8 protein-coding genes are annotated in these 14,980 nt (G+C 31.5%); 1 reads left to right on the top strand and 7 read right to left on the bottom strand.

Annotated features, from left to right (window positions below):
• Together L872_RS0103980 and L872_RS0103975 are read right to left on the bottom strand one after the other, a co-directional pair.
• Positions 1 to 2,586 carry a PTS glucose transporter subunit IIABC gene (locus tag L872_RS0103980; RefSeq protein ID WP_027063545.1) on the bottom strand — a complete coding sequence of 862 codons (2,586 nt, stop codon included), beginning with the start codon at positions 2,584 to 2,586 and terminating at the stop codon, positions 1 to 3.
• A 96-nt stretch (positions 2,587 to 2,682) separates the two neighbouring features.
• Positions 2,683 to 3,438, bottom strand: coding sequence for a MurR/RpiR family transcriptional regulator (locus L872_RS0103975; protein ID WP_027063544.1), 756 nt, complete (start codon positions 3,436 to 3,438; stop codon positions 2,683 to 2,685).
• Positions 3,439 to 3,572: 134 nt separating this feature from the next.
• On the opposite strand from L872_RS0103975, the gene L872_RS0103970 reads away from it, so the two are divergent.
• Positions 3,573 to 3,866: a rhodanese-like domain-containing protein gene (locus tag L872_RS0103970; protein ID WP_027063543.1), complete on the top strand. Its 294-nt coding sequence runs from the start codon at positions 3,573 to 3,575 to the stop codon at positions 3,864 to 3,866.
• A 20-nt stretch (positions 3,867 to 3,886) separates the two neighbouring features.
• Here the strand turns inward: L872_RS0103970 and L872_RS0103965 are convergent, their stop codons facing one another.
• From L872_RS0103965 to L872_RS0103945, 5 genes are all read right to left on the bottom strand, one after another.
• A complete protein-coding gene (locus tag L872_RS0103965) occupies positions 3,887 to 5,086 on the bottom strand; it encodes a phosphatase PAP2 family protein (protein WP_027063542.1) in 1,200 nt (399 codons plus the stop codon).
• A 114-nt stretch (positions 5,087 to 5,200) separates the two neighbouring features.
• Positions 5,201 to 5,977, bottom strand: coding sequence for an MIP/aquaporin family protein (locus L872_RS0103960; RefSeq protein WP_027063541.1), 777 nt, complete (start codon positions 5,975 to 5,977; stop codon positions 5,201 to 5,203).
• A 94-nt stretch (positions 5,978 to 6,071) separates the two neighbouring features.
• Positions 6,072 to 9,830, bottom strand: a complete 3,759-nt coding sequence (rpoC, locus tag L872_RS0103955) for a DNA-directed RNA polymerase subunit beta' (protein WP_027063540.1) — start codon at positions 9,828 to 9,830, stop codon at positions 6,072 to 6,074.
• A gap of 15 nt (positions 9,831 to 9,845) precedes the next feature.
• Complete coding sequence (gene rpoB / locus L872_RS0103950) at positions 9,846 to 13,712, bottom strand: DNA-directed RNA polymerase subunit beta (protein ID WP_027063539.1); 3,867 nt, start codon at positions 13,710 to 13,712, stop codon at positions 9,846 to 9,848.
• A gap of 75 nt (positions 13,713 to 13,787) precedes the next feature.
• Complete coding sequence (locus L872_RS0103945; RefSeq protein ID WP_156923112.1) at positions 13,788 to 14,834, bottom strand: hypothetical protein; 1,047 nt, start codon at positions 14,832 to 14,834, stop codon at positions 13,788 to 13,790.
• Positions 14,835 to 14,980: the final 146 nt, after the last annotated feature.

Here is a 14,980-nt window from a genome sequence, read left to right as displayed (position 1 = left end):
TTATTTTCCACTCTTTCTTAGTTTTTTCATATTAAATGAGTTTTCTTTTGCTTCTGTTAATGAATAATTGATATCCAACGAATGAATTCCGTTTCAGTATAATGAAAATAAGTTTTTAAACTCTTCATTTTGGGTTTTTTTAGCTATCTCGTCTAATTTTATATTTACCTTGTTTAGAATGTTATTTTGAGTTTTTTCTAACCATAGCATATTTTGACTATTTCGCTCATTCATTAAAACAACCGTTTTTTCCAAATCGGATATTTTAGTATTGCTATCTATCAAATCAAAAGTTTCTATTAAATCAGCAATTTGCTGTTTTTTATTCAATTTTTCCGAATTAAGTTTTTTAAGTTTTTTGATGATTTGAGCTTTTTTTGCTTCAGATTTAGAAATAAGTTTTTCTAATTTAACTTCTTCAACAGTAATTTTAATAAGTTCATCTTCAATTGCTTTAATTTTTTTCAAATGATCTTCGTTTAAGGATTCGTTAATTTCTTTAATATCCGCTCCTAAATTTTTTAAAGCTTCCTGTCTGCTTACTTTTGAAACGACGCTATAAGCTTTCACTAATATTTTGTTAGCATTTTTGAATTGTTTAACTTCACTTTTTCTTTCTTCATACATGAAATAAGAAATTATTAAACCACATGGAATAGCTCCTAAATTTATAGCAAATCATAGAACAGTGTTCAATACTAAAGAATTTGGTGTTCCTGTAAATATATTGTTTGTTGAAATAATTAATCCATCTAAAACAGGTTCTCCCATTGCTCCGGTAAATCCAAATATCCCTAGTCCTCCAGGAATTCTTGATTCTACTGCTAACATTCCACTTAATAAACCAAATATCCCAGATGCTAATAGTCCTGCTAAAAATGGTTTTCATTTGGGAAGATTGATTCCATAAAGGATTGGTTCTGTAACACCAACAATTGCTCCAGGAATTGTGGCGATTGAGGCAATTCTAAGCTTTAAATTTTTGGTTCTTAAAGCGACTCCAAGGACTGCTCCTAATTGTGCAAAGACTGCGACATTATGAACCAACAAAGTTGTTGGAATTCCTTGAGCTACGTTTATTGCTACAGGCATAATCACGGGCACATGCATTCCAGTTAAAACCAATGGTTGCCATGCAATACAAAATATCATTACTCCAACTCCGAAAGGAATTTTAGTTGCCGAGTTCATAACTATTGCTATCCCTTGCTCAATAATAAATAGTATCGGTCCAAATATAAAGAAAACACTCATGTAAACTAGTACAAACGTAACAAGCGGTCTAAACAAAATATCAACTGTTGTTGGCATTCAAGTTTTAACTCAGCGATCAGCATAGAATAGCAAGAAGGCACTTACAATATGAGGTATAATTGAAGATGTGTACATTCCTGCTTTAATTACAAAACCATTAATATTAAATATAACTAAATCAGGTAATATTCCTTGGCCTAAAGTAGCTCCTGAAATTGCCAACGATACAAGTAGTTGCATACCCACTGATCCGCCCAATCACTTCATAGTGTTGTATCCAATAAAAATTCCTAAAAGTTTAAGTCCTGTTTCAGCAGCTACATTTACAAAAACACTAAATGTATCAACATTCATGTTGATTTCTCCACCTGCTCCAATTCCCATATCAATAACAACTCCACTAAGAACTAAAACAGATTTAATTCCCATAAGTAATCCTGCGGCCATTAATATTGGTAAGCTTGGAAGAATAATCGAAGAAATAGCTACCATTATTCTTTTTCTAACTGGGGCTTTTCGCAGTTGAATATTTACGTTGTTCGATGATAAGTTTTCTACATACTTATCAATCGCTTCTTTAACTTTATATACTTCTCCCCCAATTATTATTTGACATTGATTACCTGCTCAGATTACTCCTTTAACGATAGGAATCTTCTTAATTGTTGCTTCGTCGACTAAGTCTTTGTTTTTGATCTCAAAGCGAAGTCTTGTCATACAATTGAAAACCTTGCTATAGTTTGAATTAGTACCAACTAGAGCATAAATTTTTTCTGCTAACATTTGTCATCTATCTTTTGTGTTTATAAGTTGATTAATTCTATCTTCATCGGAAAGTTTAACATTTTCTGAAGTGTCTTTAGACGTATCAAAGTAATACTCCCCAATTGGTTCACCCTGTTTAACTTTTCCAGTTTTTAGTAAATTAAATTTTCAATTTGAATTCAAATTTGTATCTAATACTATCGGTGTAGCTTTGGATAATTTATAAGAATCAATCATTTCAAAATTAGCTTCTACAATTGCTGTTTTTAAATCAACTTTGCTATTTTCTGACACTTTGACTTTAAAGGGTTTTCCCTCCAAACTGACAGTGTCTAATCCTATATGCATGAGAATTGTCGTGTCATACTCTGCCTTAAAAAAATAAGCATGCTTAGTATCAAAGATTTGTATAATTTCTCCAGAACTTACTGGTGAATAAAAAGTGTTCGAACTGGGCTCAATAGCACAACCATCACCAAGCATTTTTTCTGAAAATACGCCATCATTGAGATCTTCAATTTTTGAAAGTAAACCATCAACTGGCGCATATATAATAACTTTTTTCATTTTCTTTTCCCTTTCTACTTTTAAATTAACTTTATTTAAAAGGGTAAAAAAGGTAAAAAACAAAAAAGTGAAGAACTTCACTTTTGATGATTTTGTTTATTTCAGTTGCATTGCAAACTGATAAATAATGTAGTTTAGTAATATTTTTCTTACTTCAGGACCATGAGGCAAAAATGGACTATCCATAACTATCTTATTTTTAGTATTAACAAACTTAAAAGATTTGGAATGCGATAATATTACACAATGACTAATTTGATTAATATTTAAGCTGTTATAAATAAATTCTAAAGTTTTTGTATCTTGTCCTGCTACTAAAAAAAATACATAATCTTTTTCCGAAATTTGTTTATATATTTTTAAGTTGTGCAACATTGTTTGAGAGTAAGTAACATTTTTTGAATTTAATAGCAGAGCATCATACAAATTTTGTGCTTCATTAAATAACACATAACTGCTGAAAATAAAAATTTTTTCTGCTTTTAAAACTTTTTCAGCAGCATCTTGAATATGTTTTTTGTACACACTAAACGCTAAAATGGTATCAACAATAAGCTGCTCTAATTTTTGAAAATAATCATCAGCATTAGTCATGCTACTTATACAAATATCTTTTCGATCATGAATTTCCATCTTTAACTTTGTTTGTAATTCTCTGTATCCAGAATATCCAAAATTTTTTGCAAATTTTGTAATGCTTGATTGTGCCACAAAGCAGGAATTTGCCAAATCCTTGATATTGGGAATTTTTTTTAATTCATATGATTTAATTAATTCTTCTGCAATTGCCTTTGATACTGTATTTTTTTGCGATGTTAAAATACTAAAAAGGCTATCTAAAACTGAGTTCATGGTACTCCTAAATTGTCTTTCTTATAATTTATATTATAAACACAAAATGTTTTTCAATTCAGAAATATATCTGGCGTTTTTTTGTATTTTGCTATACTAATTATAAATAGAATAAAAACAATTAAGGAGAATTTATGAATTACCACATAGATAACAACAAATTTTATCAGTTAATTGAACGCGGTTGACAAGTAATTGATGTTAGAGACCCTTACGAATTGAAGTCTTATGGAAAATATGAGCCTTCATTAAATATTCCTTATCCCAAAATCATTACTAATCGTGAAACTTATTTTCCTGAAAATGATGTTAAGCTAATTATCGTTTGCAACTATGGAAATCGCTCAGGACTAACTGCCCGTAATTTTCAGCAACATGGATATGAAAATGTTTTTTCTTTAGAACATGGACTACAAGGACTACTATAAAAAATAAAAAACGAATCATTTTACTTAATGATTCGTTTTTTTGTTTTTAAACTCTTTCAATTATACAAAGAAATTGAACCTCAAAATGCTATTGGTGAAACTGCAAGTGAAAATCAGATGTCTGTGGGTCAGTGAAACATCTGAACCATTAATCCAATAGCACAAATGCAAACTAGGAGTCCCATAATTACAAAATAGCTTTTTTGAGCAGCACTAAATTTTTTAGTGCGTTGATAACTATTTGAAAAATATAAAATATAAGTACTTGAAAAAAGTGCAGTATAAGAAAAAATATGTCCTGATGGAAAATCCATATCTCAGTAATGATCTCCATAATCAATTCAAACTTTTTCTGGTCAAGTAAATCAATTAATTCAATTCTTAAGTACATTGTTTGGCTGTCATCATTCATAATATTCGGCATTACTAAAATTTTCAACTCCCTTGGAGTTAAACTCTCAACCTTGTTTTTCGTAGTAGCTTTCAATTGATAAATCAGGGTTTAATCCTTGAGCGATGGCATTTTCTTTAGTTCATCCAACATTCATGTAAAATGGTCTTCCAAATGCATGCTTTAAAATCATTACTACTAAATATGTAAGGAAAATGTAAACTATTATGACAACAATTGGCTTAATATATCGACTTTGAATAATTTGATTATTTGAAATTCGAGGAGCTAAAAACAATCCTAAAATTAAACAATTTATTATCACAATTATTAAAATTAAAGCAATATCAATAATTCCTGTTACTAAAGTGGAAGCTAAAAATTTTACATCTACTGTTGAGCTGGTATTAGAAAGGCTCATTGCTCGATAATAATCAATGATTTGAATAACTGCAATTGTTAAAATAATTGTTGAAAAAACTATTAAATATCCAATAAATCCAGCAATTATTAAACTTTTCCGACTTTTATGAAGCTTACTAATGATTTTATGTTGTTGATATTTATCCAAAATCACTAATCCTATAATAGCAATAAATGTTGGTGCTAATAGCCCTGCAATGATAAAATTCCCTATTTTATAACTTACTATTGAAATAATCTTTAAAGTTGTAAATTTGAATCAATCAACAAAAAATTCCATAATTTGAATATCAAAAAAACTGCTAATAATAAATAGCACGATTGACAAGCAAACAACGATCGCAAGAAAAGTTTTCATACTTGTAGATTTTTTAAAATTGACGTTAAAGGTAACTTTTTTATTCATATTATAAGTTTAGCAAACCATATCCCAATTACTTAATTTTTGCTATTTTTTATTATTTTTTAATAAAAAAACACCCTTTTTGGGTGCTTTTGAAACTTTTATGTTCTTGAAAAACTAATTACCAAAAAAACGAATGATTATTCCAAGAGTCGTTCCTGCTAATAATGGAAAGACCACCGGAATTCATGCAAACTCTCATTGAGCCTTAACTTTGTTTTTGAACGGCATTAACTGATATAGAACTCTTAAAGTTAAATCCTTAGTAGGATTGATTCCTCCAGCTGTTGTTCCACTAAATGCTAAGCAAATTGCTGTTACTAAAATAAATAAGAATACAAATGAAGTTCCCTTAGCAATAATTAGCTGATTACCTAAAGTACCAACCATAAAGGCGAATCCCACTAAAAATATTGCCATCGATAAATATTCATTTACCATAGTTACACGTTTTTGCTTTACTCGTGGAATTGAACAATGAACTACTAAAAGATTAACTCCTAATCCTTCTTCGATAGTCATTTTCATATTTACTCAGTAAAGCGCATAAACCAACATTTGGCCTATAACAAATCCAATTATTTGACCAAAAAAGTATACCGGAATTAAACCATAAGATCCGACGTAAGTTTTTCAGCCTCCTACAATGTACATTAAAGTGATCGCAAAGTTAATATGAGCTCCCCCATTAACTCCCGCGCTGATCAATAATGCTACTGTCACAGCTACAACTACTGCAGCTGCTCAACCTAAACTAATAGTTAGCGCTAATCCGCGTTCTTTATAACCATTAGTTCCTTTTAAAAAAATATTACACATTATCGCTCCACCAAGTAGCGTTAATAAACCACTGCCAACAATTTCTGCTAAAAAATGAATATGTCAGTTTTGCATATTTTCCTTTCTCTCTGTGTTTTACACATTAAAGGAATTATATAAAATTGTTGATTTTATTGCAATAAAAAAATAGACTAATGTCTATTTTCTACTAATATTCATTCTTATGGTAGTTTTCACCAATAGCCATAACTTCATCAGCTCCAGTTAATCCAGTTCCCGCAGGAATTAGGTTACCTAGCATAATGTTTTCTTTCAGACCTTCAAGTTTATCTTCTTTTCCATGAATAATTGCTTTTGTTAATACACGAGCTGTATCTTGGAATGATGCAGATGATAATCATGATTCTGATTCTAATGGTGCTTTTTTGATACCAAAAATTTGTGCTTTTGCTAATGGAGGTTGTTTTCCATTCATAATTGCATTGGCAATTGCTTCTCTATATGCTTGGATAGTAATAATTTCTCCAGGCAATAGTTCAGAGTCTCCACAATCCATAACTTTAACTTTGTTCAACATTTGTTTAACAATGATTTCGATATATTTATCTGAAATTTCAATTCCTTGTAAACGATAAACTTTTTGAACTTCTTTTAAAATATAATTTTGAACATCTTCAATTCCAGAGAATTCTAGTAATTGATGTAAATCAATTGCTCCTTCAGTTAATTTTTGACCACTTCTTACAGTAGATCCTTCTTCAACTCTTAAAACAGCATTGAAATGAGTGCGGTATTTTCTAACATCTTCGTTAGCTCCGCTTACAGTAATTGTGTAAATTCCTTCATTATCTTCAACTTGAGTAACAACTCCAGCGATTTCAGAAATAATTGCGACTGAACCTTTTGGTGTTGTAACGTCAAGTAACTCTTTAATACGTGGTAATCCTTGAGTAATATCGGCATTCCCCGCAACCCCTCCGGTATGGAAGTTACGCATTGTAAGTTGTGTTCCTGGTTCCCCAATTGATTGAGCTGCAACAACTCCAACTGGTTCTCCAATTTTAACTAATTGACCAGTTGCCAAGTTACGTCCGTAACATCTTTGACAAACACCTTTTTTATTATCACAAGTTAATACTGAACGAATTAAAACTGTTTTAATTCCCGCAGCTGTTACAGCATTTGCTAAGTCCGCAGTAATTAATGTATTTGCCGGAACGATAACGTTTCCTTTTTCGTCCTCAATATCAGCAAAGCTGAAACGACCATTTAAACGATCTTTTAACGGAACAATAATGTTATCGTGTTTTGTATCAACAATCGCTGATACTGGGTATCCTTTGTTTGGTTCACAATCTTCGTTATTAACAACAATTTCTTGTGAAACGTCAACTAAACGACGAGTTAAGTATCCTGAATCGGCAGTTTTTAAGGCAATATCAGCCATCCCTTTACGAGCCCCGTGAGTTGAAACGAAGTACTCAGAAACTGTTAGACCTTCACGGAATGATGACTTAATTGGAATTTCTTTAATATCCCCTTTAGTATCGTTCATCAATCCACGCATCCCTACAAGTTGAGTAAAGTTCGATACGTTACCACGAGCTCCAGAATCCGCCATTACGAAAACTGGGTTTTTAACATCTTGACGTAAAACTTTTTCTAATTCTTTTTGAATGTTATCTTTAACTGCAGATCAAACTTCGATTACACGACGTTTTTTCTCATTTGCAGTCAACATTCCCATTTGGTAGAAATCAGTAATTTGAGCAACTTTTTTATCTGCTGCTTCAAACTCATCATACTTGTGAGTAAAGGCAACAACGTCTCCAGCTGAAATTGTAGTTCCAGATTTTGTTGAGAATAAGAATCCTAAATCTTTCATGTTATCTAGCATTTCTGCAGTTTTTCTTGATCCATATTCATTAAAGTATTTTTCAATAATTAATGATAATTCTTTTTTCTTAATTGGTTGTTGAATTTCAGTTTTAGCGATTACTTCATTAATATCGATGTTGAAGTCAAAAATAAAGTCGTTAACTGCTTCTTTAGCTGAATTAATTTTTGGTGAGTTAATTCATGGGAATTCATTGTTAAAGATTTTATTAAATAAAATTTTACCAACTGTAGTTAATAAATATCCTTGACGTTGTGCATCAGTGAATTTTTCAACTGGTAATGCTGAAACCGCAATTCCCACTAACGCATTTAAACTGATACTTTCTGTTTCATATGCTCTAATTGCTTCTCCAATTGTTGCAAACATCATTCCTTGACCTTTTGCGTCTTTTTCTTCAGTTGTTACATAATAGTTTCCAAGAATAATATCTTGTCCTGGAGTAACAATCGCTTTTCCGTCTTTTGGTCCTAGAATTGCGTTTGAACCTAACATTAATGCACGTGCTTCTCCAATTGCTTCTTTAGTAATTGGAACGTGGACTGCCATTTGGTCCCCATCGAAATCGGCGTTAAACGCTGTAGTAACTAATGGGTGTAAACGAATTGCTTTTCCCTTAACCAATTTGGGTTCAAATGCTTGAATCCCTAAACGGTGAAGTGTTGGCGCACGGTTTAATAAAACTGGACGATCTTTGATAACTTTTTCTAGAGCTTCTCAAACTTTTGGATCGTTTTGCTGAATCATTTTTTCAGCAACTTTTACGTTTTCTGCAAAATCATGTTCTTGTAATCATTGAATTACAAATGGTTTAAACAGAATAATTGCCATTTCTCTTGGTAATCCTGCTTGGTACATTTTTAAATCTGGACCAATCGCAATAACTGAACGCCCTGAGTAATCAACACGTTTACCTAATAAGTTTTGACGGAAACGCCCTTGTTTCCCTTTAAGAACAGAAGTCAATGATTTTAATGGTCGTTTATCTTTTCCTTGAATTGGACGAGGTTTACGTTCATTATCCATTAACGCATCAACAGCTTCTTGTAACATACGTTTTTCGTTGTTAACAATAATTGATGGTGCTCCCATTTCTTTAACTTTTCTTAAACGTTCATTTCTAATGATAATACGACGGTATAAGTCGTTAATTTCAGATGTTGTGAAACGTCCTCCATCTAATTGAATAATTGGACGGATATCTGGTGGAATAACAGGAATTGTATGTAATACCATTCATTCAGGTTTTTGATTTGAACGTTTTAAAGCTTCTAAAACTTCTAAACGTTTCATAATTCTTGTTTGATCAGCAGGAACTTTTTTATCTTTAAGTTCTTGTTTTAAAATTGCAATTTCTGTTGGCATATCGATTGCTTTTAATAAGTACTCAACAGCTTCTGCTCCAATTCCAAATTTAGCTTCTGTATATTTAGCGATTAATGCAGTTGCTTCATCAATTGAGAAAGGAATGTTTGGGTTTGCTAACTCTTCAAGTAAACGAACTACTTTACGGTGATCTCTTAATGATTCATCGTTAATAATTTCCATAACTTCTTGTAAAGCTAGTCCTAATTTTTCACGAGTTTTTGTAGCTTTAGTATTACCTAAATCCAAAACTTCTTTAACTTTGAAGTATTTTGAATTTCCAGCTTCTAAAACAATATGTGAAACGAAGTAAACAACTTCTTCTAATTCTTTAGTTTTTAAGTCTAGTAACGCCGCAATTCTTGATGGCGCAACCTTTAGCATTCAGATATGAGTAACTGGTTCTTCTAACTCAATATGCCCCATTCTTTCACGTCTAACAATTGATTCAGTTAGTTCAACACCACATTTTTCACAAATTTTTCCCTTATTCATTGGGTTAGCTTTTTTGTATTTACCACAAGCACATTCAAAGTTTTTTGTTGGTCCAAAGATTTTTTCATCAAATAGACCTTCACGTTCTGCTTTTAATGTTTTGTAGTTAATTGTTTCAGGTTTTTTAACTTCCCCGTGTGATCATGAACGGATAGTTTCTGGACTTGCTAATTCAATTTTAATTGATTTATTTTTTTTGTTAAATTCCATTTTCTAATCCCATCCTTATTCTTCTTCTGATACGAAATCTTGGTTAATTTCTTCTTCGTCAACTTCTTCAAAGCTATCTAAGTTTTCAATTAAGATATCGTTATCTAATGTTAATTTTTCAGCTGATACATAACTGATTTCATCATCGTATCCTTCAACATCAAAGTCCTCAGCATCATCATAAGCGTTGATTGCCAATTTATTTCCTTTGTCATCGATCATGTACATATCAAATCCTAATCCCATAATTTCTTTTGTAAGAACGTTAAATGATTCAGGAATTCCTGGTTCAGGAATATGTTTTGATCTAACGATTGATTCATAAGTTTTTGTACGACCTTTAATGTCATCTGATTTAATTGTTAAGATTTCTCTCAATGTATGTGCAGCTCCATAAGCTTCTAACGCTCAAACTTCCATTTCTCCGAAACGTTGTCCCCCATTTTGGGCTTTTCCTCCCAATGGTTGTTGAGTAATTAATGAGTATGGTCCTACGTTACGAGCATGTAATTTATCATCTACCATGTGTGATAGTTTCAACATGTACATAACCCCAACAGCAATTGGTTTATCAATTGCTTCACCAGTTTGACCATCGATTAATTTAACTTTTCCGTAGTTATCCATTCCAGCTTCTGCCATAATTTCATCTAGTTCAGTTTCGTTTAATCCTTCAAATACTGGAGTTGCAATTTTTGCTCCTAATTTTTTAGCAGCCATTCCCAAGTGAATTTCCAAGATTTGTCCAATGTTCATACGTGAAGGTACCCCTTGTGGGTTCAACATAATATCAACTGGTGTTCCATCTTCTAAGTGAGGCATGTCTTCAATTGGTAAGATACGTGAAATAATTCCTTTATTTCCGTGTCGTCCAGACATTTTATCCCCTTCTTGAATTTTACGTTTTTGCACGATGTAAACTTTAATAACTTCCATTACATCTGCTGGTAATTCAATTCCATCTGGGTTTAACGGTGATTTTGCTTTGAAACGTTTAATTGCTTGAACAATTCCTTCTCCACCATTTGGTACTTTTAATGAGTTATCTTTAACATTACGAGATTTTTCTCCAAAGATAGCATGTAACAATTTATCTTCTGGTGATAATTGTGCTTGTCCTTTTGGTGTAACTTTTCCAACTAGGATATCTCCTACTTTTACTTCAGTTCCAATAGCAACAATTCCATCTAAGTCTAAGAATTTTTTAGCTTGTTCTGAGATATTTGGAATTTCTCTAGTTACTTCTTCTTCACCTTGTTTTGTATTACGCACTTCAATTGTGTATTCATCCACGTGAACTGAAGTAAAACGATCTTCCATAACAACTCTTTCAGACATGATAATCGCATCCTCGAAGTTGTATCCATTATAAGTTGAGAACGCAACCACAACGTTTTGCCCAATTGCTAGTTCTCCTTTTTCCATTGATGGTCCATCGGCAATAATTTCACCTTTTTTAACTTTATCTCCGGCTTTAACAATTGGGAAATGTACTAAAGCAGACCCATTGTTTGATCTTTCTCAATCTGAAAGTGTGTATGTTTTAATTCCAGTTTTTGCTTCAACAGTAATAATTTTTGAATCAACATACTTAACAATTCCTGATTCAGTTGCTACTACAGCAGAACCTGAGTCACGAGCAGCTTCAAATTCAATCCCTGTTCCAACAATTGGTGATTCAGGATTAATTAACGGTACTGCTTGACGTTGCATGTTTGCTCCCATCAAGGCACGGTTGGCATCATCGTTTTCCAAGAATGGAATCGCACTTGTTGCCACTGAAACGATTTGTTTTGGTGAAACGTCAATGTAATCTAATTCTTCTAATCTTGCCATGTAGTCATCACCTTTATAACGTGAAACTACAACTTCATCTAAAATTTTTCCTGTTTCATCTTGTTGAACATTTGATTGAGCAATAATAAAGTTTCTTTCTTCATCTGCTGTTAAGTATTCTACAATATTGTTTTGGATTACCCCATCCACAACTTTACGGTAAGGAGTTGTAATAAATCCATACTCATTAACTTTTGCATATGTTGATAAGTTGTTAATTAAACCAATATTTGGTCCTTCTGGTGTTTCAATCGGACAAATTCTTCCATAATGTGAGGGGTGAACGTCACGAACTTCAAGTCCGGCTCTATCTCTTGAAAGACCTCCGGGACCTAATGCTGTTAATCTACGTTTATTTGTTAATTCTGATAATGGGTTAATTTGATCCATAAATTGTGATAGTTGTGATAAGTTGAAGAACTCTCCAATAATCGCAGTTAAAGGTTTTTTATTAATAATTGTTGATGTTCTAATTTTGTATAAATCAGAAGTTGCCAATTTTTCTTTAACATTTTTTTCAATACGGCTCATACCCATTCTGAATTGGTTTTGTAATAATTCCCCAACTGTACGAACACGACGGTTTCCTAAGTGGTCAATATCATCAACTTCCCCAATGTTGTCTTTTAATGTAATTGCATATGAAATTGTTGCCAAAATATCAGGAACGTTAATAAATTCATCACTTGCTTTTTTAGTAATTCCTACTAAAGTCACAGTTTCTTGTCTTGTATCATTATCTTTAAAAACTTTAACTTTTTGAATTTCTCTTGATCCAGCAATCCCAGGAGCATAATCAATTTTTGAAATCATTGCTCCAGCATCTAAAGCATCAGCTACAGTTCTAAAGTTTGCTTTAGTAACTTCTGTTCCCATTGCTACTAAAACGTTTCCTTTTGTATCAACAATATCTTCAGCTAAAACACGACCTAAAAGTCTGTTTTTAATTGCTAATTTTTGTTGTAATTTGAATCTTCCAGCTTTTGTTAAATCGTATTTACGTTTTTCAAATAGCATTCCGTAAATGAACTTAGAAGCTCCCTCAGCAGTTGCTGTTTCACCTTGACGAATTTTTTTATAAATTTCTTGAACTTGATTATCTCAATCAGTGTCTCAATCACCTGTTAAGTTATCTTGTTCGTATGTACTTGCAATTAATTCTTCGTTGTCAAAAATATCTAACACAGCATCTTTTTTAAGACCTAAAGTAGTCAATAAAGATGTTGCAGTAGTTTTTCTTGATTTATCGATTTTTACATAAAATGCGCTTGTTGCTTTATTATCAACAGATTTTTTAGTTTCTGTTTCAAATTCTAATCATGTTCCACGTGAAGGAATAATATCTGCATAATAAATTGTTTCCCCGTTTTTACGGTTTAATTCTTTTTTAAAGTATGACCCTGGTGATCTTACTAATTGAGAAACGATTACTTTTTGTGAACCATTAATAATAAATGTTCCTGAATCTGTCATCAATGGGAATTCTCCTAGGAAAACTTCTCCTGATTTATAAATTGAAACGTTTGCCAAAATCATATCTTCTTTGTTTTCAACAATATCAATTTGAACCATGTCTGGTTTATCAGAATTTTTAATTTTTACTTCAAAGAAGAAAGAATCTCCAGCATCTTTTTTAAAAGTCACTGACTTACTTTCAACTTTGTCTTTTAATCAGTTTGTTACAACTTTTTTAACATCTTTTTCAATAATTTCATCGAATTCTTTAGAAATTTCTTCTTTTGTATTTACTGATAACTTTAAATTAGCATAAATTGGAGCTTCAAAGATTTTTGATTCCTCTTTTGCTCTTGCAATTGTAATTCTCGGTTCTCTAAATTCTCAATTTTCTAAAGTCAAAATAGCTGTCTCATCTGTAGACAGAATTGGAAAGAACTCTTCAAATACTTCTTGAATTCCTTTTTCTTTAAATCACTTGAATGTATCTGTTTGAATTTCAATCAAGTTTGGTAATGGTAAATCTCCTGAAACCTTAGTATAATCACGTCTTTCAACACCACGGTTTACTGTTTTAATTTTATATGTCATTTTATATTTCCTTTCGAGTTCTACTATAAAGCGCATAATAATAATTATAATTATTTTTTATGCCTAAATCAATTGCTAATCTTTTAATAGACGCTTAATTTTATACAAATCATCGTCATTCAATAAATATTTAGCAGATGCTGTTCCTTTTTTAACTAATAGTTGATTGTTCTCCAACTTAGTAAGGCTTTTTTGAAGTTGCTCTTTATTGAGGACCTCATAAGTTCCAATCATCAAATCTTGTTTAATTCGACTAAAACTAACTTCTTTATCACGAATACTTAAAATTGTTAATAATACCATCAATGTTTCATTATCACTAACCAATTTTTGGCGTTTAATTGGTTCTTCAGCAATTCATTTATTCAACATATGTAAACGATAAGTCACATTAATTTCGCGTTTAGCAAATTTTTTTAATAATTTTAATGGTTCTGAAATATTCATACGATTACTAAAACTTTCATCAATTGTTTTTATTAATTCTGAAATTTTATTCCCAATTGCATATCCTGGAAAGATCAATTGCAACTGTCCATTTGCTTGATGCATATATCATTGCGACAACAATACAGCAATGATCAAATTGTGTTTCTTATAAGGACTAATCATCATCACTGAAATAATAATCAAATAAGCTTGAGTAAATCCTGCTAATGGTGTTTTACGCAGTGCATATATATAATCAAATAAAGCTTGCAATTCTTCGTCAATTTTTTCAATCTTGACCGTCTGTTTCAAAAATGTTTTGTCCTTCAAAGAGTTACGATAATAATTGCGCTTATTATCTAAATCTAGTCCAATATTTCTAAAAATTACGTGAATAAAAAGTTCATAGTTATCATCATTAATTTCAAACTTATCTTGTTGAATCAAGTTGTATGCTTCTACAACGTTTCAAATTAATTTTTCGTCTTTGCTCACTGGTCGTCGACCAGATATCATTTCAACTACCGTTTTCCTAACTTCTTTAGGAGTATAATTTTCAAAACCACCATCAAGAATTAAAAGACTAGATAAGTCATATACTCTCATTTCGCTACTTGCCGAATCCATCTTTTTAATGTTGTAAGCATTCAAATAATTATAAAGGTAACGATCACCTTCAATTTGTTCACTCAAATTGAATCGAATCTTTTCTTTATATGTCTTTGGTATGGATGAGTAATATATCCCGTTATCTAAATCTTTTAGTATCTTGTTTAGTGATTTGTCGTCTAAAAAATAATCTAAACCTATCACAAAACCTTCCCCTTCATCTTTATTAA

Source organism: Mesoplasma seiffertii ATCC 49495 (assembly GCF_000518725.1).
Classification (GTDB): Bacteria; Bacillota_I; Bacilli_A; order Mycoplasmatales; family Mycoplasmataceae; genus Tullyiplasma; species Tullyiplasma seiffertii.
The sequence above is the reverse complement of the archived record's forward strand: the minus strand, read 5'-3'. Positions and strand labels throughout refer to the sequence as shown.